Source organism: Acinetobacter courvalinii, assembly GCF_014635545.1.
GTDB lineage: Bacteria > Pseudomonadota > Gammaproteobacteria > Pseudomonadales > Moraxellaceae > Acinetobacter > Acinetobacter courvalinii.
Window position 1 is genome coordinate 297,392 of record NZ_BMDA01000002.1, and the last position, 23,311, is coordinate 320,702.

At 41.2% G+C, this 23,311-nt stretch carries 22 protein-coding genes; 15 read left to right on the forward strand and 7 right to left on the reverse strand.

Features of this window, described 5'->3' with window-relative positions; translation table 11 throughout:
- Positions 1 to 47: 47 nt before the first annotated feature.
- The 7 genes from IEV39_RS10960 (at position 48) to IEV39_RS10990 (ending at position 7,094) form a co-directional block, all read left to right on the forward strand.
- Entirely contained in the window at positions 48 to 1,457 is a 1,410-nt protein-coding gene (locus tag IEV39_RS10960; protein ID WP_005282696.1) for an MFS transporter, read from the forward strand.
- Positions 1,458 to 1,571: 114 nt separating this feature from the next.
- Positions 1,572 to 2,462 (forward strand): metal-dependent hydrolase, encoded by an 891-nt coding sequence (locus IEV39_RS10965; RefSeq protein ID WP_032883132.1) that lies wholly within the window; start codon positions 1,572 to 1,574, stop codon positions 2,460 to 2,462.
- A gap of 178 nt (positions 2,463 to 2,640) precedes the next feature.
- A complete protein-coding gene (locus IEV39_RS10970) occupies positions 2,641 to 3,231 on the forward strand; it encodes a LemA family protein (RefSeq protein WP_005227639.1) in 591 nt (196 codons plus the stop codon).
- A 37-nt stretch (positions 3,232 to 3,268) separates the two neighbouring features.
- Complete coding sequence (locus IEV39_RS10975) at positions 3,269 to 4,336, forward strand: TPM domain-containing protein (protein ID WP_005282698.1); 1,068 nt, start codon at positions 3,269 to 3,271, stop codon at positions 4,334 to 4,336.
- On the forward strand, positions 4,330 to 4,890 hold the full coding sequence (locus IEV39_RS10980; RefSeq protein WP_005282699.1) for a TPM domain-containing protein: 561 nt from the start codon (positions 4,330 to 4,332) through the stop codon (positions 4,888 to 4,890). The genes IEV39_RS10975 and IEV39_RS10980 overlap by 7 nt, the downstream gene beginning before the upstream one ends.
- A gap of 426 nt (positions 4,891 to 5,316) precedes the next feature.
- The gene (locus tag IEV39_RS10985) at positions 5,317 to 5,802 is read left to right on the forward strand and encodes a pilin (RefSeq protein WP_005282700.1); all 486 of its coding nucleotides are present in this window, start codon (positions 5,317 to 5,319) and stop codon (positions 5,800 to 5,802) included.
- A gap of 92 nt (positions 5,803 to 5,894) precedes the next feature.
- Positions 5,895 to 7,094: a serine hydrolase domain-containing protein gene (locus IEV39_RS10990; RefSeq protein WP_005282716.1), complete on the forward strand. Its 1,200-nt coding sequence runs from the start codon at positions 5,895 to 5,897 to the stop codon at positions 7,092 to 7,094.
- Here IEV39_RS10990 and IEV39_RS18625 read toward each other — a convergent pair.
- Positions 7,091 to 7,504 (reverse strand): prepilin-type N-terminal cleavage/methylation domain-containing protein, encoded by a 414-nt coding sequence (locus tag IEV39_RS18625; RefSeq protein ID WP_005282717.1) that lies wholly within the window; start codon positions 7,502 to 7,504, stop codon positions 7,091 to 7,093. The genes IEV39_RS10990 and IEV39_RS18625 overlap by 4 nt on opposite strands.
- 228 nt (positions 7,505 to 7,732) lie before the next feature.
- On the opposite strand from IEV39_RS18625, the gene tfpZ reads away from it, so the two are divergent.
- Together tfpZ and IEV39_RS11005 are read left to right on the forward strand one after the other, a co-directional pair.
- Positions 7,733 to 8,467 (forward strand): TfpX/TfpZ family type IV pilin accessory protein, encoded by a 735-nt coding sequence (gene tfpZ / locus IEV39_RS11000; protein ID WP_032883133.1) that lies wholly within the window; start codon positions 7,733 to 7,735, stop codon positions 8,465 to 8,467.
- Positions 8,468 to 8,548: 81 nt separating this feature from the next.
- Positions 8,549 to 10,201, forward strand: coding sequence for a PglL family O-oligosaccharyltransferase (locus IEV39_RS11005; RefSeq protein ID WP_005282719.1), 1,653 nt, complete (start codon positions 8,549 to 8,551; stop codon positions 10,199 to 10,201).
- 65 nt (positions 10,202 to 10,266) lie between these two features.
- On the opposite strand, the gene bfr is transcribed toward IEV39_RS11005, so the two are convergent.
- From bfr to gmk, 6 genes are all read right to left on the reverse strand, one after another.
- The gene (bfr, locus tag IEV39_RS11010) at positions 10,267 to 10,731 is read right to left on the reverse strand and encodes a heteropolymeric bacterioferritin subunit Bfr (protein WP_005227625.1); all 465 of its coding nucleotides are present in this window, start codon (positions 10,729 to 10,731) and stop codon (positions 10,267 to 10,269) included.
- 267 nt (positions 10,732 to 10,998) lie between these two features.
- Entirely contained in the window at positions 10,999 to 11,193 is a 195-nt protein-coding gene (locus IEV39_RS11015) for a bacterioferritin-associated ferredoxin (RefSeq protein ID WP_004776027.1), read from the reverse strand.
- A 181-nt stretch (positions 11,194 to 11,374) separates the two neighbouring features.
- On the reverse strand, positions 11,375 to 11,755 hold the full coding sequence (ridA, locus tag IEV39_RS11020) for a deaminase RidA (protein WP_005227623.1): 381 nt from the start codon (positions 11,753 to 11,755) through the stop codon (positions 11,375 to 11,377).
- 164 nt (positions 11,756 to 11,919) lie between these two features.
- Complete coding sequence (locus IEV39_RS11025) at positions 11,920 to 14,034, reverse strand: RelA/SpoT family protein (RefSeq protein WP_005282720.1); 2,115 nt, start codon at positions 14,032 to 14,034, stop codon at positions 11,920 to 11,922.
- Positions 14,035 to 14,241: 207 nt separating this feature from the next.
- Positions 14,242 to 14,520 (reverse strand): DNA-directed RNA polymerase subunit omega, encoded by a 279-nt coding sequence (rpoZ, locus tag IEV39_RS11030; protein WP_004657467.1) that lies wholly within the window; start codon positions 14,518 to 14,520, stop codon positions 14,242 to 14,244.
- A gap of 69 nt (positions 14,521 to 14,589) precedes the next feature.
- On the reverse strand, positions 14,590 to 15,213 hold the full coding sequence (gene gmk, locus IEV39_RS11035) for a guanylate kinase (RefSeq protein ID WP_005227618.1): 624 nt from the start codon (positions 15,211 to 15,213) through the stop codon (positions 14,590 to 14,592).
- Between the two features lie 103 nt (positions 15,214 to 15,316).
- On the opposite strand from gmk, the gene ispH reads away from it, so the two are divergent.
- From ispH to IEV39_RS11065, 6 genes are all read left to right on the forward strand, one after another.
- Positions 15,317 to 16,267, forward strand: coding sequence for a 4-hydroxy-3-methylbut-2-enyl diphosphate reductase (gene ispH / locus IEV39_RS11040; protein ID WP_005282722.1), 951 nt, complete (start codon positions 15,317 to 15,319; stop codon positions 16,265 to 16,267).
- Positions 16,268 to 16,407: 140 nt separating this feature from the next.
- Positions 16,408 to 16,941 (forward strand): pilus assembly FimT family protein, encoded by a 534-nt coding sequence (locus tag IEV39_RS11045; protein ID WP_005282723.1) that lies wholly within the window; start codon positions 16,408 to 16,410, stop codon positions 16,939 to 16,941.
- Positions 16,942 to 17,505: a type IV pilus modification protein PilV gene (gene pilV / locus IEV39_RS11050; RefSeq protein WP_005282724.1), complete on the forward strand. Its 564-nt coding sequence runs from the start codon at positions 16,942 to 16,944 to the stop codon at positions 17,503 to 17,505.
- Between the two features lies 1 nt (position 17,506).
- On the forward strand, positions 17,507 to 18,493 hold the full coding sequence (locus IEV39_RS11055) for a PilW family protein (protein WP_005282725.1): 987 nt from the start codon (positions 17,507 to 17,509) through the stop codon (positions 18,491 to 18,493).
- Positions 18,493 to 19,296 (forward strand): pilus assembly PilX family protein, encoded by an 804-nt coding sequence (locus IEV39_RS11060; protein ID WP_005282726.1) that lies wholly within the window; start codon positions 18,493 to 18,495, stop codon positions 19,294 to 19,296. Before IEV39_RS11055 ends, IEV39_RS11060 begins: the two co-directional genes overlap by 1 nt.
- 14 nt (positions 19,297 to 19,310) lie before the next feature.
- The gene (locus tag IEV39_RS11065; RefSeq protein WP_005282727.1) at positions 19,311 to 23,303 is read left to right on the forward strand and encodes a PilC/PilY family type IV pilus protein; all 3,993 of its coding nucleotides are present in this window, start codon (positions 19,311 to 19,313) and stop codon (positions 23,301 to 23,303) included.
- The last annotated feature ends 8 nt before the right edge of the window (positions 23,304 to 23,311 follow it).

The following is a 23,311-nucleotide window of genomic DNA, read 5'->3' on the forward strand; positions in this document are numbered from 1 at the left end:
GCTATCCTTTAAATGATAATAATTCTCATTTTAAAGCAGATAGAATAATGACATCAAAACTTAATGACAGGCTGTTAATTGCCGCACTGTATACCAGTACCTTTCTTTGCCTGGTTGATTTGAGCAGTGTCAATCTGGCTTTAGCTGCAATCCAGACGCAGTTCAATAGTCACCTTGCCGATTTACAATGGGTGATTGATAGTTATGCTTTGAGCATGTCGAGCTTGATGCTCGCGGTGGGGGCGTTAAGCCAGTGGCTAGGACGTAAACGCTTATGGTTGGCTGGTGTCGTGATTTTTATTTTCGGCTCGGTGATTTGTGCGGCAGCACCTGCTTTTAACGTATTGATCGTGGGGCGAGTGATTCAGGGCATTGCAGGGGCGATATTGATTCCCCTGACTTTGGCGATCATCGTGCATCATTTTACCCAAGCCAATCGGAAGGCACGGGAAATTGGCAACTGGAGTTCATTCAGTGCCTTTGCCTTGATTGTTGGGCCCTTGATGGGCGGCCTCATGGTGCATTATCTGGGCTGGCAAAGTATTTTCTGGTTAAATCTTCCGGTTGGATTGTTGGCATTATTTTTAGGCTGGAAAGGCATTGTTGCCGATGAGCATCAGCAAAGCATTAGGTTTGACTATTTGGGACTAATTTATAGTGTAGTTGCAATTGCCAGCTTAACTTATAGCATCATCATGGTACAGCAAGTACATATTGGCTATCTGATTGTCTTTAGTTTCCTGCTTTCGATGGTGTTTGCGCTGATTTTTATACGACATCAGAACACGGCTTCGTATCCGCTTATTCCACGTCATTTATTCCATAACCGTATTTTTTTACGATTTAATCTGATCTCCTTTCTGTTGGGATTTGCAGGCTATAGTTCCTTATTTGTTTTTGCCCTGTTTTATCAGGAGCAGGTGCATTTAAGTGCGGCCCAGGCCGGTTGGTTGATCGCCCCGCAATTTCTGATGCAGGCGGTGGTTTCTATTGGCTTTGGTCGCTTACAGCAAAGTTATGGCGTATTGCCCTTACTCAAAATGGGGTTGCTCATTTCGGGTATCGCCTTGATCGCGATGATCAGTTTCCAGAGTAACGCTTCTTATCTGTTATTTATAGGTTTAAGCGGCATGCTGGGGGCCGGTATTGGCTTGATTGTCCCCAGTTCCAGTAGCTTGAGCTTGCATGCGGTATCGCAGACAGATGCCAGTTTTGCTGCGGCAATTTTAAATATGCTCAGACAACTAGGTCTAACTTTTGGGATAGCAGTATTGGGTACGCTGACTGCATTTATGATCAAATGGGCGGTGACAAGCTTGCATTATTCCATGGCTCAAGCCCAGTTATTGGCCTTTCATAGTGTGGTTGCCATCATGGGTGGATTATTTCTGGCAGCCCTATTAAGTCTGAGGAAAATCAAACAAGAGGAATGTGTCGCGCCTGTTTCATCGATCTAGACCAGTCATCATTTTGGTAGTTTTGGCAAATCTTCTAAGCTTTTTTGCCCTGTCCTAGAGTTTTTTACAGCGCAATACTCGAAGACGGACTATAAAATGAACAAGGTAATCGCGATGGCACTTGCAAATGCGAATGTAGGAAAAAGCTATTTAAATCGTCCCAAGGCATTGGGGATTACTGTACGTCGTCTGCAATTTAACCCAGAAAAAATCAAGCGTCATTATTTTGCCAATTCACCTGTGATGTCGCATCTGCTGACGGCACTGTCTTCCACTTTCCCGATTGGCGAGCAGTATTTTGTCAATAGTGTCCGCAATGTTCGCGACAAAGTAAAAGATCCCCAATTACAGGCACAAATTGCGGCTTTTATCGGGCAAGAAGCGATGCACTCCAAGGCCCATACCGAATTTAATGATGCATGGCGACGCGATGACTATAATCTAGACCGTTTTCAGGCGTGGCTGGCAAAACGCGATGAGCTGCTTCGTAATATTCATCCTAAATTACAGCTGGCCTTGACCTGTGCCTTTGAACATTTTACTGCCATGCTGGGCGGCTATATCCTGAAACATCCAGAAATTTTAAGTACGCTGGATGAGGATGCCATGAAACTGTGGGTATGGCATGCGATTGAGGAAATTGAGCATCGTTCGGTAGCTTTCGATGTCTATCAGCACGTTTATGGTGATGACCGTATCCGCCGTCTATTGATGCGTAGCGTGACTACGGGCTTTGCCAGCCTGACTTTTTACGCCACGTCACGGCTGATCTGGCAGGACAAATGGAAAAGCCTGCCTAAACTGGGTGGCAATCTGTTCGGGACCTATTTACTGGCGAAAATGTTAATCCAACTGATTCCAGAATATTTGTCCTATTATCAGGCGGATTTTCATCCGGCAAAACATGATTACACGCAGTTGGTCAATTACTGGAAGGCACGTATGGCCGATGAGTATGACATGGCCAGTTTTCAGGAGGGCGCCACACCTCAATTGTATAGTTAAATTCCCTCTTAAAATAAAGTTTGCTTAGCGCGGCATTACATCAACAGGCTTGAGTAATGCCTTTTTTATTTAAACAGTCTCATTCATCAACTTTAATAAATGTTACACAGCAGGCAAAAAAATCCCATTACAATGAACTAACGCAAAAATATAAAGAAAAACTTGAGGATAAATTTTTATGAAAGTCATGAAACAAACCGCACTGGCAACCGTATTGGCAAGCACGCTTCTGTTCACAGGGTGTGGCTATAACACTTTACAAGTGAAAGATGAGGCGGTGAACGCATCGTGGTCTGAGGTACAGAACCAGTATCAACGCCGTGCTGACCTGGTGCCGAACCTGGTCAATGTGGTAAAAGGCTATGCCAAACACGAAGAACAGGTGCTCACTGAAGTGACTCAGGCGCGTTCGAATGTGGCAGGCTTGAAAGTTGATAAAGAAGTGCTGGAAGATCCTGCATTATTTGAGAAATACCAACAGGCGCAAAGTCAATTGACCGGTGCATTGTCACGTCTGATCGCCGTTTCGGAAAACTATCCTGACCTGAAAGCCAATGAACAGTTCCGTGATCTTCAGGCGCAGCTTGAAGGCACTGAAAACCGTATTGCGGTTGCGCGTAACCGTTATATTACAACGGTTCAGGACTATAACGGCTATGTACGTCAATTCCCTCAAGCCTTGACCGCTAAAGTGATTGGCATGAAAACCAAGGAAAACTTCAAGGCGGAACAGTCTGCCCAACAGGCGCCAACAGTTTCATTTAACTAAGTTTTGAAATTGTTTTTGAATGCTGGGGAGTGACCGTATGTTCGCAATGTTAACGCAAAGATTAAAACAGCAGCTTGGGGCTGCATTGTTGCTGGTATTTGCGACATTTTGTTTTCAACATACGGTCTGGGCCGAGGTTGCAACTGCAACGGATCAAAGTGATCTGGTGGTTGCAGGCAAAATTATTCAGGAACAGCAAAACAATAAAACTGCTCCTGCAAGTAGCTCGAATGCTGAAACACCGGTATTGCCCAAAGTCGCCGATGATATGGCGGAGGGTGAGTCCATTCGTGGCTTACCCACGTTAAACCAGCCGGTCATTGATCAGGCCAAAATCCTGAGTGAGGCTGAAATGCAGCAGCTCAATCAGAAAATTCTAAGTCTTTATCAGCAAGGGAAGGCCCAAGTCGGTGTGATTATCGTGCCGACCACCGGGCAGGAAGCGATTTTTGATTTTGCCCTGCGAGCTGGGGAAAAATGGCAACTGGGTTCAGCCAAACGTGATAACGGTTTGTTAATGGCAATTGCGGTGAATGACCGTAATATCCAGATTCTGACGGGTTATGGTCTGGAAGGTGTACTACCAGATCTGGTACTGAGCCGGATTATTCGCAACCAGATCACACCTTATTTTAAACAGGGCCAATATGCACAGGGCATCTCAGCGGGTCTGGATGAAATCACCCGTATTGTGAATTTAGACCCTGAAATTGCCCAGCAGGCGGCTCAAGAGTTGAAAGACCGACATGAGCAGGCCTTACATGCGCAGCAAGCCAAAGACAATACCCTCATGATGGCCTTATTTATCCTGATTGCGGGTGTGGTCGGCTCATTTATTATCGGCAAGCGCTTGAGTGCCTCAACCGCCGCCGTGGCAGCAACGGTTGCTGGCTTGGTCAATGGTGCAGGTCTGGTGATGAGTTTGTTACTCGGTGTCGGGGTGTTCTTTTTATTGATTACCTCACTGGCACAACTGATTTTCCAGATGTTCTTGTCAGGTAGCGGCCGCGGAGGCGGTGGTGGTGGAGGTTTTGGCGGCAGCGGCGGTGGCTATAGTGGCGGCGGTGGTAGCTTTGGCGGGGGAGGAGCATCAGGCTCATGGTAACCAAGACAGATACAACACAGATTATTACCCAGCCGAAACTGGAAGAGCATGTTCAACCGAGTTTAAAACGCTGGTTCAAGCATTTCCTCTATGTTTCATCGGCGCATCGTTATTTTAGCAAGCAGGACCGGACCGAAATTGCCAAAGCGGTACAGCAGGCAGAAAAAGGCCATGTCGGTGAAATACAGGTGGTGATTGAAGGGCATATCCCATGTTCTCAAGCCTATCAGCAGAATACCCGCTTACGGGCACAGCAACTGTTTGCTGAACTGGGTGTTTGGGATACTGAGCTGAATAGCGGAGTGTTGTTGTATTTGAATCTGTGCGAGCGTAAAGTTGAAATCGTGATTGATCGTGGCTTAAAGAACGCGACCCAGACTGAAATCTGGAATGGCATTTGTCAAAGTATTGTCGTATTACTTGCTCAGAAGCAATATCTGCAAGCGGTGACCAACGGAGTGACAGAAATAGGGCAGATTCTAGATCAGTATTATGTAAAATCAGACCTGAATGATCAAAATGAATTGCCAAATGAACCGATCATTTTAAATTAAGTTCGGTTTTTAATTTTCATCAAAAATCTGGCTTGTTATTTTAGAAAAAATAAACTATTGTGCAGACTATTCTGTATATATAAATTTCTGAATCACAAGCCTTCTTATCAGCTTCCGATAAACGGCAAGAAATAATAAAAAATAATTGAAATAAATTTTGTGTGATTCAGGTCGCTCAATTTAAATACAATTCGAAAGTAGTCAAATTTGATATCTAAAAAAACGCATAATAAAGCAGTAAAGCTGACGTTATTTGTCATTTTTTTTCTTAAAACGTCTAAATTGCTCTGCTTTTATACAACATGAAAATTTTTTAAGTCCCTGTTTTTTTAGAGTAAAATTGGCTAAGCTAAGGACTGGCATAAAACATGCTAAATACTAAGTAGCTGAAAAAAGCTTATAAAAAATATCCATTGGAGAAATGTTATGAAATCAATGCAAAAGGGTTTTACTCTTATCGAATTGATGATCGTTGTAGCGATCATTGGTATTTTGGCTGCGATTGCGATTCCGCAATATCAAAACTATGTGACTAAGTCGCAAGTAACTCGTTTTGTTGGTGAAACTGGTTCACTACGTACTTTAGTTGATCTATGTTTAAGTGATGGTAAAGAATGTAACTTCAACGTACCTGGTTCTAGCTTAGGTGAAGATGGTGTAATGCCTGAAGGCGGAGCTAAGGATGCGAATGGTTTACAACAACCTGCTTTAGCATTCGATATGGCTACAGGTGCCGGTACCATTACAGGTACGTTTGGTGTGGGTGCAAGCGGTGTATTAAAGGGTAAAACAGTTATATGGACTCGTGCGGCAGATACAGCTGGTGGTGCTTGGGGTTGTAAGACAACTGCAGATACTAAATTTGCACCTGCAGGTTGCCCAGCAGAAGGTAGCTCATCAGGCGATCAATAAAATTATTATTTTTTTAAAAACACCTCTCATTTGAGAGGTGTTTTTATTTGTTCAATATAAATATCTATATATCTAAAATTTGAGAATATTTTATGTCTAGAGAGTTGAAAGTTTCTGAATATATTCTTGTGATATTTTTACTTATTTTGGTTGTGGTCTTTATTTATTTTTATGTCAATACGATTGAACGAAATAAGCTCATTGTTAAATTGTATCCAGTACAAGCATATTTTGAAAAAAAAGCGATACAATGCTCTAAAAATAGTCCAGCTTGGTTGAAAGATACGATTTTAGAAACAACAATGACACATCAGGCGCCGAATAACCAGATTGCCTATTTGGATCCAAATGGAAATTTATATCATTGTGAAAGTGGTTATTTGGGTTGGCCACTGTTCTCAAAAAAAGTAGATGAAAATACTCGTTTTCGTTATGCCAGTGTTTCTAAGCTATGGGCCAGTGATGCAATTTTAGATTTAGTTAAACAAAACGAAATTCATCTAGAAACACCTATATTCAAACTATTACCCCCTATGCCTACGCCAAGAGATAAACGTATTGAAACTATAACGGTACAAGATCTACTACTCCATCGGGGCGGGTTTAGTCGTAAGGGATTGATGGGAGATGAAATGTTTCAATCCAAGCAACCTTTCTGTCCAAATCATCTGGAAAAATTATCACAAATGCAATTGAGTGCAGAACCAAATACAGTGTATCAGTATTCAAATTTGGGATATTGCTTACTCGGTGAAATTATTGCTGATCAAAGTAAAATAACATATCAAAAATATATTAAAAAACATGCACAGATTCAAAAGGATCAGATTCAGTTTCTTGAAAATAAGCGTTTTGATGACGAGGCTAAATATTATTATATAGAGACATCATTATCGGGTTATAGTGATATCTATACGGCATTTGATTATTCTGCCTTAGGTTCATCCGCAGGACTTTCTGGAAGTGCAATAGCATTAAGCTATCAAGTCAAAAAGATGATTGAAAAACCTCAACCAAATATTTTAAGTGAACCTAATTTAGAATGTAATTTGGCAAAGTTACATGACTGTTATGGTTATGCCATGTTGCCTTATCAGCAGAATAAAAATAGTTTAAAAGTCTATTTTAGAGATGGCGTTTTATTAGGTGCAACTTCCTTAGTTGTTGTAGATGATCGTGGTGGAGTTGTAGCACTTTTATCCAGTGGACAAGCTGAAAAAAGACAGTGGCAATATGATCAAACAAAGATGAAAATTTATCTAAATCTTGTTCAAACATATTCGTCGCGCTAGATGCACTCTTTGGGAATTAAATAGTAGGGAATCCCTACAGTTTTACAGCTATATTTTCCTAAAGGAGTGCGTGTAAGATAAATTTCGGCTGTGGTTTCTAATGATGACTTATCTTTAAGAGAACAACTTAAAACTTTGGTTTCTGTCTGATTGAGGTCAGGAATCGCTACATTAATACTACATGTGCTGGTTTCTGCTTGAATATATAAATCAGCAGGTGTTATTAATGCAGGTGCATTTTGAGTTACTATAATTTCATAAGCTGGTTTTGCAGCAGAAATTTCATACATGGCGGTATGAATCCGTGTTTTAACAGTGAATAGATGATAAACAGGAATAGCAATTGCTGTTAAAATGCCAATGATTGCAACTACAATCATTAACTCAATTAATGTAAACCCCTTTGGCATAACATATTCTCTTAGTTTGAATATTTATATAGGCAAGAATTATGCCTAATTTAAAAAACAATATAAAACAGTTGTTTATTTTGTTTTTGTGAGTTAGGGTTGATAAGAAATGGCAGCAAGATGACAATTTTTGTTATATCTCATCATATTTTATGGTGTTGTTTTAGATAGAGTAATTGTATGCCATTCATATATAATTATTACAACACAATTTTATGGATAGTATTTGTGTCAAAACGCATAAAATTTTTTATTAGTCATTTAGCCATTTCTTTTTTCATTGCTTTAATTGTTATTGGGGTGGTTTTCTTTCTATGGTATCCAGCCCCCTTAGCAAAAGCGGTAGGGGTTACCAATATCTTTTTAATGATGCTGGCGATTGATGTGATCATTGGCCCTGCACTAGGCTTGTTGGTTTATAAAGAAGGTAAAAAAACGCTCAAAATGGATTTGACCGTCATTATTGTCATTCAATTAGCTGCGCTTTGTTATGGGGTATATAGCATTGCACAAGGGCGTCCTGTCTGGATTGTACAGAATGGCGAGCGCTTTGAACTGATCCGTAGTAATGATATTAATAAAGAGCATCTCGATAAAGCCAAAGCGCAATATCAGACACCGTCTTGGTTTAGACCTCAATTTGTTGCGGTAAATGCGGGAAATACAGTTGAAGAGCGCAATAAGAATCTATTTCAAGCGGTGACAACCGGAATTTCTAATGCGATGCGTCCAGAGCTTTATCAAGCCATTGAAATGAATAAGCAACAAATACAAAAAAATGCCCATCAGCTTGAAGCATTAAATGACTTTAACCAGATGCATGACGTTGAAGAAATTATAAAAAAATATCCGCAAGCAGATGCATGGTTACCTTTAAGCTCTACAAGCATGGATATGACCGTTCTCATTAATAAAGAAAAAGGCGAAGTAGTTAAAATTGTCGACTTACGTCCGTGGAAGTAAATTGTAGTTTTTATCTAATATTGGATTTCTATCCCAAGGCTTAACGATATAATTCGCTAGGCCTTTTTTCATGTATGACCTATGCAATTTTTATGCTTTTTACTTGCCAGCATCTTGTTTAGTTTTGCTTGGCTATCTCCAGTCCATACCTATCCCTGGGTGACTTTTTCCAGTGAACTGGCAAGCTTTGGCGGTGGCGTGGCGTTATTAGCCCTGCTGTTCAATAAAAATGTAAAAATCCCGCGTCCACAGATTTTGATGCTGGGCATTGCGTTTATTCCGCTATGCCAGTGGGCTTTTGGTTTAATTACGGATTTTAGTACCGCATTCCTGAGCTTCGGTTACCTGTTTGTGTTCTGGTTAATGATTGTTGCGGGCTACAACTTAAGCCTGCAAGCAGAGCAACGGGAACGAATCATGCTGGGCGTAAGCTATCTATTGCTGAGTATTTCGTTCATCAGTGCAATTATGGCCATCGTGCAGTGGTTAAATCTCGAAGCCTATATCGATGGAATTATACAGCTCAAAACCAGACGACCTTATGCCAACTTTGGACAACCGAATAATCTGGCCACCTTTTTAATTATGGGCCTGATGGGTGGCTTATATTTATATGAAAAAAGAAGGTTGACCTTATGGTTGTTAATCCCAGCAAGCTTGGCCACACTCTTTGCCATCACGCTGACGCAATCCAGAACTTCCTGGGTGGTGTGTATATTCCTGTTCTTTTACTGGATTTATAAACAATATAAGAATTCACCGCGATTTAATTTCCCAAGATTACTGCTTTGGGTTGGATTGTATTTAGTCATTGCTGGTTACTTACTCCCTGTGCTGAGCCAGCTCTTAAGCTCAAGTATTGATACGGGGGTAACCCAGACGGCATCCATTGCGCAACGTGCAGGGTCGGGCCATGAGCGCCTGGGTATGTGGGTGCAGATTTTACATGCCATTGTCGAGAAGCCATGGTTTGGTTATGGCTGGAGTCAAACCAGTATTGCGGTGTTCGAGAGTATTCAGTTCAATACTGTACAGGTCTGGTTTAACAGCGCACATAATGTACTGCTGGATCTTCTGGTCTGGAATGGTGTGCCACTCGGGCTGTTGATTATTGGCTATATCTCGCTGTGGTTGTTCTGGCTGAATAGGAATGCCAAGGAAACCAGCTCGATTATTGCGATCTTGATGGTCTGTGCCATCCTGATTCATGCCATGCTGGAGTTTCCACAACGATATGCTTATTTCCTGCTACCTATGGGCTTCTTGCTGGGATTGATTCAGGCACAGACACCAAAACTAAAAGGCATAACGGTCACTAAGCATGTCATTCGCTGTATTGGAGTGCTGGCGTTGATCGTGGTATTACTGATCTGGCGTGATTATAAGCTTTATCAGGAAAATAGCCGTCTGGTCTTTAAAAACCAAATGCCTACAGCAGAAATCCTGGGCAGTTCAAAAATATTATTACTGACCCAGTTTCAACAACGTCTTGACTGGATTGCTTTAAAACCGCAAACCAAAATGTCTGAGACTGAGCTAAGCCTGTTGGGAGAAATGGTCAAGAATAAAGCCACCCCTTATAACCTGAAGAAGTATGCGCAGTTACTGGCCTACAATCACAAGTTGGAGCAAGCAGAGCAACAGTTGGTGGTTTTGAGGCAGTTGTATAAGCAAAAGGTGAGTCTGGCAGAGATTATCGAGTTAAATAATAAGACACAGATAAAACAGTCTTAAGCTAGGCTGTTTACAATAAAAAAAAACCAAAGCAAAGCTTTGGTTTTTTTTTATTTGTTGCAGGTTTAAATCTGGCTTTGAATATAGTTTTCAATACCCACATTTTCAACCAGATCAAGTTGGGTATCGAGCCAGTCCCAATATTCTTCTTCTTTCTCTAGAATTTCCTGGACCAGATCACGGGTCACATAATCTTGTTGAGCTTCGGCAAGCTCAACCGCTTGCTTGATCGCTTCAATATTTTCTTTCACTTTACGAATATCACAGTTCAGCACTTCTTCGGTATGTTGGCCGATATAGAGTTTGCCTAAATGTTGTAAATTCGGTAAGCCTTCCAGAAATAAAATACGCTCAATGACTTTATCGGCGTGTTTCATCTGACGGATCGATTCTTTGTATTCAGCTGAACCTAACTGTTCAATCCCCCAGTCATTAAACATACGCGAGTGTAAGAAATACTGGTTGATGGCGGTTAAATGGTGGTAAAGCACCTGATTCAGTTGGTTGATAACTTCGCGATTGCCTTTCATTGCGTTTACTCCAAAAACACCAAGTGTTGATGCCCTAGTAGCTAAGGCAATTTATCTTATATTAATCAACAAATAATGTTCTGGCGAGTAATTTATAGAACGGCAAATGAAAATCACAATCATAAGAGGAGTATTTGAAACAACCGAAATTCAGTTAGGGATGTGATTTTCATAAAAAAACCGCTGGATGAGGAACCTTTGCGGTTCTGCAAGAAGCGGTGGAGTCGTAAAAGATACTTTACATGAATAAGTTGTTTTTAAATTAAATCAGGCTGCAATGGAAATACGTGCTGCAATTTCAGCAAGCTCATCACTAATAATTGCGCGTGCTTCAGGCGCACAGCGACCACAACATGTACCTAGGTCGAGTAGGTCACGGATTTCACGATAGCTTTCAGCACCGTTTGCAACAGCGTCTTTGATATCCTGATCTGTAATTCCACGACATAAACAGACATACATGGGAGTGATCCACAAATATAAATGCGATAATTGATATTATTGATAATTGTTATCGTTTGTCAATGAATTTCATTCTAATGCAGCTCATAACTTTATTGGGAATTTGAATAAAAAAATACCGCTTGATCGGCGGTATTTTGAGTGTTTTTTATCTTATTGATAATTATAAGTTAAAAATATCTTATGCAATGATGACAATGCCATCCATTTCGACCAGTGCACCTTTGGGTAGACTCGCGACACCCAGTGCTGCACGTGCTGGATAAGGTTGAGCAAAATATTCGCCCATGATCTGGTTCACCAGTTGAAAGTGTGAAAGATCGGTCAGGAAAATATTCAGTTTGGCAATATCCGCCAAGCTACCGCCAGCAGCAGTACATACTGCTTTCAGATTGTCGAATACACGGCGGATTTGCGCTTCAATGCCTTCTACAAGTTCCATACTGTACGGATCTAAACCAATCTGGCCTGAGAGATAGAGCGTGTTGCCAACAAGAATTGCCTGAGAATATGTTCCGATAGCAGCAGGGGCGTGTTCAGTATGAATAACTTGACGTGACATTAAGCTCTCCTAAGTCCTATGTTTTCTCTTAAACAATGCGACTTTAACACAAAAGTGCAGACACGAAAGCGCTGAATACTGTTTAGTCGCTGTTGTTTGAATCTATTCTTGAGTTTTTACTGGATTCGAATCTGTGCAATGTTGATTACGGCACAGCCTGGGGGTTAATGCACTGTTTCGGCTTTGGCAACTTCGGGCTGCACAATTGGCATATTCAGGCGTTCAATACGCGGGAAACCAAAGTGCATGCGTAAGTCACGAATGATCTGGGCAATCTGGTTACGGTTACTGACGACGATGTTGACATAGGTTTTCTGGTCTTGGGAATGGACCATTTCAACGCCTGTTTTGGCCTTACGGCATTGATAGATCAGGTCAGAGATTTGTTCATCATTCATTTCCATATGAATGCATAGATATGCACTGAAGCGGACATCATCAATTTCTTCAGATTGCCAGTTGAGCGGCATAATATTTTCTGGATGTAAGTGCTGTTCATGCAATAAATTACGACAGCGTGAGCGATGCACGATTAAACCCCGTCGTGATAAGTGTCCCTGAATCGGATCGCCTAGAACCGGATTGCAGCAATGCGCATATTTGACATCGACCCCTTCAGTCCCTGCGATCAAGCGGTCGGACGTTTCCTGATGCTGTGAATAGTCTTGCGAGAATAAGTGATTAGCCACCAGTTGTGGTAGCAAATCACCGACAGCAATCTGTTCAAACAGGGTATCTTTGCTACTTAAATGACGCCATTCAAGTACGTTAATCCAGTCGGTTTGCGACAGGTCGTTGATTGAACGCTGGAACAGTTTTAAGGCCCGGTTCAAGGCTTGCTGACCGACCAGACGTTGCTCATCAATGTCTTGTTCACGTAGCATGTTCTGTAAGGCACGACGGGCTTTCTGGGTATTGATAAAGCTGAGCCAGTCCGGATTGGGTGTGGCCAGTACATCGGTAATGATCTCGACCACCTGTCCGCTATGCAAAGGGGTCGATAAAGGACGGATTTCGCCATCGACTTTGGCACCGACCGCATGGTTGCCTAAAAATAGGCTGGCTGAATAGGCAAAATCAACCACCGTTGCGCCTTGCGGTAATTCGTGTAATTGCCCGTGTGGGGTATAGACCCAAATTTTTTCCTGATGCAAATAGTCCAGCAAGTCGCTAAATGTGGTTTTGGCACAACCGCTATCGATCAAGGTATTCAGATTCTGCATCGACGCTTGGATCGCAGAACGGCAGGCCTGTGGCGCATTTTCACCCAGCACCACGCCGAAACGTGCAGCTTTACGCATCAGTTCGGTTTGAATGGTCAAGGAAAGCGTGGTTTTCTCGCCCTTGAGCTTGATCATTAAGGACTGGTTACCCCCCGGAAGAGGGCGGCGAATATGGTCGCTATATTGTAAAACCTGAAAATTATCTTTGAGCGCATCGACCAGACGGTCACAGTCAGCGATGCTTTGTAAAATGATTTCAAAGGCATGGCTATGGCTGAGTTCATTCAGATCGATTTCATTTTTAACAAAGTGACGCAGTAATTCGATATTGTTATTTTTCTTTTTAATGCGACCTTTTAAGTCATGATTTTTTAATAGATCGGTCAGTTTCTGTTCCCAGATGGCCTGATATTCACAACGTTTGGGTTTGGTTTCCAATAAGGCAGTTTGCACATCATTGAACATATCCAGATCAAGATTTTGATAGCAGAGATGTTCAAGGTTATCTGCCATTTCATTCATACCGACCAGACGTGCCATCGGTACAAAAATATCAAAAGTTTCCTGCGCAATACGGGCGCGTTTATCGGGACGCAGTGCGCCCAAGGTGGTCATATTATGATAGCGGTCTGCCAGTTTAATAATAATGACACGCGGGTCTTGTAGTGTGGCTTGTAAAATTTTTCGGAAAGAGGCAGCTTTGTTATATTCTTTATCGCTGGAATGGCTGAGTTTGGTCACGCCATCCACCAGTTCGGCTACCACCAGACCATATTTCTGTCCGATTTCGTCTTTGGTAAAGTCAGTGTCTTCAATCACGTCATGTAGTAAAGCGGCCATCAGGGTATCGGCATCCAGACGCATATGCGCAAGAATACAACTGACCGCAATCGGGTGTAATACATAGGGTTCACCGCTTTTACGGGTAATACCGCTATGGGCTAAATCAGCAAAATCGCAGGCAGCAAGCACACGTTGAACGTCACTATCCTTGAGATAGGCTTCAATGATGACTTTGAGCTGTTGCTTGGCTTGGCTGACTTCTTCGCCTGGCATATAACACCTTTTTAACATGAATTCAGTAATGAATAAGCTTATCTTCTAATGAAAAGCAAATTGCAAAGCTTGTCAATTTGTTCATTATAAAAACTCGTAAATTTTTTCAATGAAGTATATTGTTTTTACCAATATAACGCCGAATTTTATAACAAACAAAAAAGCCCAGTGTCTTCACAATGGGCTTTTCAGCAGAGCAAATTCGATTTAGAAAGTGAAACCTTCTAAGTTTAATGAATTTGTAGACAACACCATATCAAGGTTTGATGTTTGATAGTCTTGATCGCGTTGTTTTAAAATTTCTTTAGTCACATGTCCTACTGCGATCTCGCGTAATGCAACCACTGTTGGTTTGTCATTATCCCACTCTACAGTTGGTTCCATGCCTTGACGTGCCAATTGACGTGCACGTTTACTCGCTACCAGTACCAACTCGAAGCGGTTATCTACATGGTCTAAACAATCTTCAACGGTTACACGTGCCATAAGTTGTCTCGTCTGAACATCACATTTGAAAGACTGAGTAGTATAAAAGGCTTTTATACAAGACTCAAGTTATTCGCGATTAAGGGTAATCAAGTTTTGGATTAATTGCTGGTGGCGGTTGCTTTGTTGCAAGGTCACGAGGCGGTTTGCGGTAATAATGGCTTCCAGGTCATGCACTGCTTTATTGAAATCATCATTGATAATGACATAGTCAAAACTAGCAAAATGACGCATATCCTCTACGGCACAACTCAAGCGGTGTTCAATCACGTCGACAGAGTCTGTACCACGATTTGACAGGCGCTGTCTTAAGTCATACTGGGTTGGCGGCAGAATAAAGATCTGTTTTGATTCAGGAAAAAGTCGACGAACCTGTTCAGCACCTTGCCAGTCAATTTCGAGTAAAACATCATGACCTTGTTCAAGCTGCTCTTTCACTTTGGCTTGTGACGTACCGTAATAGTTTCCAAACACTTCGGCATATTCGATGAAACCACCTTCATCGACTTGTGCTAAAAAACTTTCTTTACTGGTAAAGTGATAGTGAACGCCATCGAGTTCACCGGGACGCTGACCGCGTGTAGTATGTGAGACAGAAACGTGCAGGTTGCTGACTCGATCGAGTAGGGCTTTGACCAAAGATGTTTTGCCCGTTCCTGAGGCTGCAGAAACGACAAACAAGAGACCCGACATGATATTTTTCCTGAATATGATAAAATATCTTGGCTATTGTAGTGTAGCGTGCCATTAAACGAAATAGTTTGGCGTAAAAATTCAGTTGATCAGAGAGGTTGTTATGGAAATCGTGTTGGCCAATCCACGAGGCTTTTGTGCTGGTGTTGACCGTGCTATAGCAATCGTCAATCGGGCACTGGAATGTTTTAATCCGCCAATTTATGTGCGTCATGAAGTGGTACACAACAAATTTGTGGTTGATGACCTACGTCAGCGTGGCGCCGTGTTTGTGGATGAGCTGGATCAGGTACCTGATGATTCCATTGTGATTTTTAGTGCGCATGGCGTATCCAAAGCAGTACAGCAAGAAGCAGAACGCCGTGGTCTAAAAGTATTTGATGCGACTTGCCCCTTAGTCACCAAAGTACATATCGAAGTGACTAAATATGCCCGTGAAGGGACCGAAGCCATTCTGATTGGACACGAAGGCCATCCAGAAGTTGAAGGCACCATGGGTCAGTATGATAAAACCAAAGGTGGCGCTATTTATCTGGTTGAAGATGAAGAAGATGTGGAAGCCTTGATGGTCAATCATCCTGATAAAGTCGCTTTCGTTACCCAGACTACGTTGTCAATTGATGATACGGCGAAAGTGATTGATGCATTACGTACGAAATTTCCACAAATTCAAGGCCCGCGTAAAGACGATATTTGCTATGCCACACAGAATCGTCAGGATGCGGTACGTGATCTGGCGGAGCAGTGTGATGTGGTATTAGTGGTGGGTTCACCCAACTCATCCAATTCAAACCGTTTACGCGAACTGGCCGAGCGCATGGGCAAATCTGCTTATCTGGTCGATAATGCCGATCAGTTGCAAAAAGACTGGTTTAAAGCCGACAGTAAAATTGGGGTGACAGCAGGGGCATCAGCACCTGAAATTTTAATTAAACAGGTGATCCAGCGTTTACAAGACTGGGGTGCAACACCACCAAAAGAGTTACAGGGACGTGAGGAAAATATCACTTTTAGTCTACCAAAAGAGTTGCGTATACAGGTGATACAAGCCTAATTTTATTAGAAAAATGTGAACTGGAAACGGATGGATTGCACTCCATCCGTTTTTTTTGCTGCTTATCTGCTTTGTATTGGTTCTGTAAAAATAAAATTTAAGATAGAGTAGTGAATTTTTAAAAATTGGGTGCTGGGGAAATGGGGAAAACTCGGGGATTCACCTTAATTGAATTGATGGTGACGATTGCGGTGCTGGCGATCGTAGCTTCTTTTGCCATACCAAATTTTCGGGCTGTAAAAGCAAAGCAAAAGATAGACTACTCTACAAAAGAACTTGAGAAAACGTTGCTTCAAGCTCGCTATGATGCAGTTTTGCATCGACAGAAAATAACGCTGAATTTGGGTGAAACAGGAAATGCGAGTTCCCAGGTTTTGTACTGGAATATTCCAGACGGCCAGCAAATCGAATATTTAGAATTTAAATGTGAAAGTAATCATTGGAATGCTGAGGCTATTGCAGGCGTAGATAAATTAATCTTCTCAACAGATGGCACAGCCCAACTCTCTCGTGGTTATACCGATGATGAAGGAAATGCTCAAAGAACTGATGTTGCGCTTTCGGCAATTGAGATAGCGATTTCAAATGGAGATATAACCAACTATGTCGAAATTACGTCCTTAGGCAAAATAACGACAAAGAAAGAGTCGAGACAGGGGCAGGAGTGTTCATAAATGCAAGCTAGGCATCAACGCGGAGTAGGTTTGGTTGAAGTGCTGGTTGCACTTCTACTGTTAGCAGTTGGTATCTTAGGTTTTGCCTTATTACAGGTTAAGGCATTGGATTCATCGATTGAAGCCTCTAAACGTATTCAAGCCATGGGTTTGGCTAAGGATATTGCTGAACGTATTCGTGCAAATCAAGATGGTCTGACCAAAGAAATAGAAACAACTAATGAGCAAGGGACCAAAGAAATTTATAAAGCTTATGTAAAGGCATTTTCGGGCAAGGAAAATTTAAGTTCTTATAATTATTCGGCTTGCTTTGGTACAGCAACAGCTTGTAATAGCGAGACTTTTGCAACTGAGGATGCAAAACAGGCACTCTATAAAGCCTATCAAATGGGGATGAAAATAGGAATGAACCAATGTGCGGGTTCAGGTATCCAGCGAAATCGTTATTGTATTTACGTTGCATGGGATGAAACAAATCCCAAAGATGGTTCAGACAGTAATGACTGCACCACAAATGGTAATTACGGTGCGGATACGAAGTGTATCGTATTGGAGGCATACTAAAGTGAAAAAACAATTAGGTATGACTTTAATCGAATTAATGATTGCATTGGTTTTGGGCTTAATTATCGTTGCAGCGGGTTTTCAGTTATTCGTTTCTGGTTCTATTAATTATAACTTACAGAAAACATTGGCTGAGCTTCAGGATAATGGAAACTTTGGTTTGAATTACATTGCTAAAGATATACGTTTAGCAAATTTAGATGCCAATTTGGCAGTGATTAACGATCGTAATTTATATAGTGGACTCGTGCTAACCGATTTGAAGAGTTATAGCTCTTTATCTACGGAAGATCAGCCTGCACAATCTGCAAATCTTCCTTTTCATTTGACGGATGAAAAAACAACAAAGATTACTTTGCTGACTCAGGGAGATGGCCAAACGGGTTGGAATGGTTCGAGTAATACTAATGAATATAAAAGTGATCAATTGGTGATTCAATATAAAGCGGTATTGCCTGGAGCAATGGATTGTGAAGGGAAAAAAATAACGAAAGAAGAAATAGATAAAGGCTTATTTATCGTACAACGTTATTTTTTAAGAAAAGATGGCGATGATCTTGCACTGGCTTGTGATGCTGGTCGTTATGAGACGTTATTAGAGACGACTAAATTACCTACGGGAATTAGTGACTATGGTGGGAATGGCGAAGTGATTATGCGCCGAGTTGACCATTTTCATGTGTTGTTGGGTGTTAAGGATAATAGTAAAGACGAATTTAAATATATGTCTATAAAAGATTATATGGGAGCTACCAATAGCTTGGTAAAAGATACGACACCTCGTGCTCGAATTATGTCGGTGCAGCTGGGTATATTAATGCGTGGTGTTGAAAGCCTGCCAAGTAATCAGGATTTTCCAGAAAAATTTCAAATTCTAGATCAGAAAGTGACTTTAACTGAGGATGCTAAAGCGAAGAAATATGTTCGAGAAGTGATCACCCAAACTGTTGCATTGCGTAATGGTTATGGATTAATGGAGAGCTTGTAATGCGTATTTCGATTCAAAAAGGTGCAACCCTTATTACAGTACTTTTTATTCTATTATTGATGACTATCATCGGTACATTTGCGGTTAAACAGAGTATTGTAGGTTTGAACATTGCGACTAATAGTCAAGCTAGAAATTTAATGCAACAAACTGCTGATGCTGTATTTTTTGCAATAGAGCAAGATAATAAAAATAACAGTATCTTGCAGAAAAATTTAAGCTCTTTGGGTATGTTGGGAATGGTGAAGTCCGATAGTTTTTTAAAGAAGGAACTGGTCTTCTGCTATCGGCCTAAGACACAAAAAAATATGTTCGATTTAAAAAATGCCAGTATCGTGTCTTGGCAGGAAGTAACTGATCCAAGTGACAATACCAAGAAAATTACTCAAATTAAAAATGATGAATTAGGGGTGACAGGCTTTTGCCAATACACATCGAATGATTTTAGTAGTGGTCGAGATATTATGATCTCACAAATCGCTGTTAAGAAAAGCGCTGTGAATAGTGATGTTCCTTTTAAGTTCTACCCTATTGGAACTGACACTTCGACCGTGCAACTGGATAACATTCAGCCTGTAAGAGTAGTGGTCACTACCATTATTCCAGGGATGGCGACGGGTGGAAGTTCTTGGTCTTCAAATACGACTGAAATTAATAAATGTTTTAAAAATTATACCAACGAGAAATCGACTGAATATTCAGATACGGAGACAGTCACGGACTGTTTTGAAAAGATTGGTGTGCCTTATAGTCAACAAGTGATGGATTATGCTGTGGTGAGCTATGCCACTAAAAGCAGCTAATTGGGGATAATGCAATGAAAATTATGAAACTAAAAAAAATAGTCGTTGCTTGTCAAACGGCTGCAATGACCATGGTAACCAGTGTTGCTGTGTCTACCCAAGCAAGTGATGTGGAACTTTATAAGGCACCTCAGACCTCCGAAACAACGATCATGTTTATGGTTGATGTTTCCGGAAGTATGACATCCACAGATGGTGGGAGTGTCAGTCGAATTAATAGTGTAAAAAATGGTATGACTAAATTATTACAAGGAGACGCGGCAGCAGGGATCGCACCTTTACCAGATAAGCTTGTAACAGGTTTGTCTGAGTTTAGTTCTTCAGGTCAAGCAAATGGACCTTTTGGTCGTATTAAATTAGAAGCTCGAGCTTTAGGAGAGGAAACGGCGCTTCCAGGAAGTCGCCCTATTTTTCAAACTCAGCAAACCTTTACTCAGCCTGCAACACGTACAGTTACACAAAGTCGTACGTGGGGATCAACAACACAGACTAGGACTCTGACAGGTACGAGAACAAGAAACTGTGGTTGGTTTGGTAGTAGTTGGTGTGATGTTTCTACAGTAACAAACTGGACAAATCCAAGTTGGTCTACCGAAACCAATAATAGCAGTGGGGGGAGTTGGAGTGATTCTAATACACCTGATTGGACTTTAACAGGCAGTGGGACACCAACGAGTAGTGCTATTAACCCTAAAGAATGTATTACATGGAGTAATAACAGTCCCTATAACTGTACGCAATGGGCAAACACTACAAAAACAATAGCTGATTTTGATGCTTTGACACCACAAACAGCGAGTTCAACGCCAAGTTTTACTAATATTGCTCAATTAGGTTCCTATTCATCACAGCAAGATCTACCTATAAGCTATGGGCCAGTAAGTAATTCAGCTTCGTGTACAAATAATAGTGCTAATTGTAAAAATGACCAGAGACGCACGGCGACTATAACCAGTACAAGGACGTATACTCAAAGTGCGACAGGTTCCTATACTGTTACGACGACGTATTATGGTACAGCTAAAGAGACACATCGTAAGAAGATGCTTCGTGCTGTAAATGGGTTAGCTCCTGATGGAGGCACACCTACCGCATATGCGTATGCAGAGGTTGCTGCATATTTAATGGGACAGACTACAGCGGGCGTCACAAACGCAACAACAATGTCTGGTTTTGTTGCAAATACAACGAATATTAGTGGTGCAACGAATTATATTAATCCCGCTTCAATAAGTTCAACGAAACAGTGCAATACACAAGGGATATATTTTTTAACAGACGGCGCACCAACCTATTATAAAGATATGGGCAATGCCCCAAATCAATATAGACGTGATGTATTAGAAGCATTTATGAAAAAGTCTTTAGGTTCTAAAGCAAGTTCTTTTTCATGTAGCAACACAAGTACGTTAGGTAATTATACAAGTGGTTATACATCCGGTATGGCTACTCCAAATGGTTGGGATTGTATTGGTGCATATGCTAAAGCATTGTTGGACCCTGCATTAAATCCTGCTGGAGTTAAAATTAAAACAGCTGTAGTAGGCTTTGGTTCAGATTTTAGTAGTAAAAGATCTTCAGATGAAAAAGATGCTGATAAATGGGGAGTGCTAGGTGAAGGTGGGAGCTATATTGGTAATAATGATCAAGATGTCATTAATAGTGTACTAGCATTCCTTAAAAAACTACAAAAGTATATCCCTCCTGTAACTACAGGTTCAGTCACAATTCCTGTTGATAATCTTGATACTCAAAATATTCAACCATGGGGATATTTCCCACAATTTGATCCAGCACCCAATGCCAAAGTTACTACTTGGGTCGGAAACCTGAAAAAGTACCAAGTGGTCGATAATGTTCTAAAAGATCAGGATAATGCCAATGTAATGATTACATCTGGCACAAAAAAAGGTGAAAGTGTTGATAATCCAAATGACTATTGGGCAGATCAATCAATTACCAAAGTCATCACTAAAATTGAAACAGTGAATAATGTAGATAAAGAGGTGGATTATACTGTTAGAGTTGGTGGCGCATTAAGTCGTCTAATTTTAGGTTCGGCAACCACAACTGGTACCAATCCTGTCACTCTAGAAAGGGCCATATTTACAGATCGTAAGATCAGTCTAGCAAATGATAATGCAACTTATGTAGCGAATCCGATAGAGAATGGGGATCTTTTAAAAATCTCTACAACGGATTTAAAAAATAATAATGCAACGAATAATTTTAGTTATGACTCAAAACGAGGATATTTAGCCGCTTTATTTGGCTATGATGTCACAAAAGCAATGGCTTCTGGGCTGACACAGGCCAGTAATACTGCATTTAATAATTTCTTGATTCAATCGAATGCAACGCTCCGTCAAATGGGAGCTGTCATGCATTCAAAACCAATTTTGATCACACAAAAAGGTACGACTAAGTACGATGAGAAAACAGAAACGATTAGTTATGATGATCGTGATGATCTCATCGCATTTGGAACCACCCAAGGTCTTTTACATGTCGTACGCGCAGGTAAGAGTGCGACAGATAGTGATGCGGGTAAAGAGGTCTTTGTCTTTGTCCCAAATGAAATGATCGAGAATCAATCTGCTGGCTTTTTAACTCAAGAAAGTCAAGATCCAGCCTTACAATATGGAATAGATGGGCAATGGACTGCATATACAGAATATGCGACAAAAGCAGGTACTAAAACCAATGAACCTGTTGTTAGTGTTGCAAGCGCCAATGGTGGTAAGCAGTGGTTGTATGGTGGCTTACGTATGGGTGGGAAGAGCTATTATTCATTAGATCTGTCAGATGTGACCTCAGATGGAGGTACGCCAAAGCTTAAATTCCGTATTAACCCTACTGGAACCTGTAGTGCTAGCAATGGATTAGGTTGTATGGGACAAAGCTGGTCGAAGCCATCGATTGCATGGGTAAATTGGCAAGGAAAACGTAAACTCGTCATGTTTGTTGGCGGTGGATACGATACGAATTATGAGAATTCGGCCGACTACCTGCCTTCATCTAGCTATATTGATCAGGGGGCCGGGGTATACATGTTTGATGCCAACGATGGCAGTTTATTGTGGTGGACGAGTGCAAACGCGGGTTCTTCTAATACAGCAGCGAATAAAACATATGCTGCTGACATGAAGCGTAGTGTAGTAAGTAGCATCAAAACAGTTGACCGTAATAGTGATGGGCTTGTTGATCATCTTTATTTTGGTGATCTAGGTGGGCAGGTTTGGCGCGTGGATTTAAATGCTTCTACTAAAGCAGGTGTTGCAACAGATGGGGAAAACTTTGCTACACGTGTCGTACGTATCTTAGATATGTCCGGAGAAACGAAACCTCCTCGTTTTTATAATACACCTGCATTTACCATACACAGCATACCATCTGGTGGTTTATTTGCAGCTATCAGTATTGGTTCTGGAAATGTGAGCTATCCAATGTCTGCTACAACTAATGATGCGGATGCGGTTTATGTGGTATATGACAAGGATGTTACCCGTCGTAACTTGCCTGTTTTATCAGAGAGTGAGTTATATACACATGATATTAAGCCAGGTGGTGCAACAGGGAAAAAACTTGTAAAAAATACGTCTGGAACTGTAGAGACAGCATTGAGTAATGGGGGGTGGTATTATCCACTCGGTACTCAAAAGCGGATATTGAATGATTCTGTAGCAATCGATAGTGACTTGTATGTAAGTATTTTTGACTCCTCCAAGGATATTGAAGATGTTGATTGTTATGGAGGGGTGCGTGGCGAAAGTAATTCAAAATTATTCTGTTTACCTTATGGCGATGCTGCATGTAAACCTGTAAGCAGTGGTTCCGGCTCAGGGAGCGGAGATGATGAGATTTTCTTGGGTAAAGGGAATGTTGGTATTAGCTTTGGTGGCATAAACCGAGATCGAGGAATGGTTCTCAATCTAGCAACTGATAAAACACTGAGAAAGTATAAGGGTAAAACTAAATTTGTTTCTCAACGTTGGTATGAGCGTTAATGAGGAGA

What these genes read in the sequence shown, in the direction of transcription:
- IEV39_RS10970 (WP_005227639.1), top strand. Translation starts at nt 2,641, where the DNA reads ATGAAAGTCATGAAACAAACCGCACTGGCAACCGTATTGGCAAGCACG.
- IEV39_RS10975 (WP_005282698.1), top strand. Translation starts at nt 3,269, where the DNA reads ATGTTCGCAATGTTAACGCAAAGATTAAAACAGCAGCTTGGGGCTGCA.
- IEV39_RS11015 (WP_004776027.1), bottom strand. Translation starts at nt 11,193, where the DNA reads ATGTATGTCTGTTTATGTCGTGGAATTACAGATCAGGATATCAAAGAC.
- IEV39_RS11025 (WP_005282720.1), bottom strand. Translation starts at nt 14,034, where the DNA reads ATGCCAGGCGAAGAAGTCAGCCAAGCCAAGCAACAGCTCAAAGTCATC.
- IEV39_RS11005 (WP_005282719.1), top strand. Translation starts at nt 8,549, where the DNA reads ATGCAATTTTTATGCTTTTTACTTGCCAGCATCTTGTTTAGTTTTGCT.
- IEV39_RS10960 (WP_005282696.1), top strand. Translation starts at nt 48, where the DNA reads ATGACATCAAAACTTAATGACAGGCTGTTAATTGCCGCACTGTATACC.
- gmk (WP_005227618.1), bottom strand. Translation starts at nt 15,213, where the DNA reads ATGTCGGGTCTCTTGTTTGTCGTTTCTGCAGCCTCAGGAACGGGCAAA.
- ispH (WP_005282722.1), top strand. Translation starts at nt 15,317, where the DNA reads ATGGAAATCGTGTTGGCCAATCCACGAGGCTTTTGTGCTGGTGTTGAC.
- IEV39_RS11045 (WP_005282723.1), top strand. Translation starts at nt 16,408, where the DNA reads ATGGGGAAAACTCGGGGATTCACCTTAATTGAATTGATGGTGACGATT.
- IEV39_RS18625 (WP_005282717.1), bottom strand. Translation starts at nt 7,504, where the DNA reads ATGCCAAAGGGGTTTACATTAATTGAGTTAATGATTGTAGTTGCAATC.
- IEV39_RS11060 (WP_005282726.1), top strand. Translation starts at nt 18,493, where the DNA reads ATGCGTATTTCGATTCAAAAAGGTGCAACCCTTATTACAGTACTTTTT.
- ridA (WP_005227623.1), bottom strand. Translation starts at nt 11,755, where the DNA reads ATGTCACGTCAAGTTATTCATACTGAACACGCCCCTGCTGCTATCGGA.
- pilV (WP_005282724.1), top strand. Translation starts at nt 16,942, where the DNA reads ATGCAAGCTAGGCATCAACGCGGAGTAGGTTTGGTTGAAGTGCTGGTT.
- bfr (WP_005227625.1), bottom strand. Translation starts at nt 10,731, where the DNA reads ATGAAAGGCAATCGCGAAGTTATCAACCAACTGAATCAGGTGCTTTAC.
- IEV39_RS10980 (WP_005282699.1), top strand. Translation starts at nt 4,330, where the DNA reads ATGGTAACCAAGACAGATACAACACAGATTATTACCCAGCCGAAACTG.
- IEV39_RS11065 (WP_005282727.1), top strand. Translation starts at nt 19,311, where the DNA reads ATGAAAATTATGAAACTAAAAAAAATAGTCGTTGCTTGTCAAACGGCT.
- IEV39_RS10985 (WP_005282700.1), top strand. Translation starts at nt 5,317, where the DNA reads ATGAAATCAATGCAAAAGGGTTTTACTCTTATCGAATTGATGATCGTT.
- IEV39_RS10965 (WP_032883132.1), top strand. Translation starts at nt 1,572, where the DNA reads ATGGCACTTGCAAATGCGAATGTAGGAAAAAGCTATTTAAATCGTCCC.
- rpoZ (WP_004657467.1), bottom strand. Translation starts at nt 14,520, where the DNA reads ATGGCACGTGTAACCGTTGAAGATTGTTTAGACCATGTAGATAACCGC.
- IEV39_RS10990 (WP_005282716.1), top strand. Translation starts at nt 5,895, where the DNA reads ATGTCTAGAGAGTTGAAAGTTTCTGAATATATTCTTGTGATATTTTTA.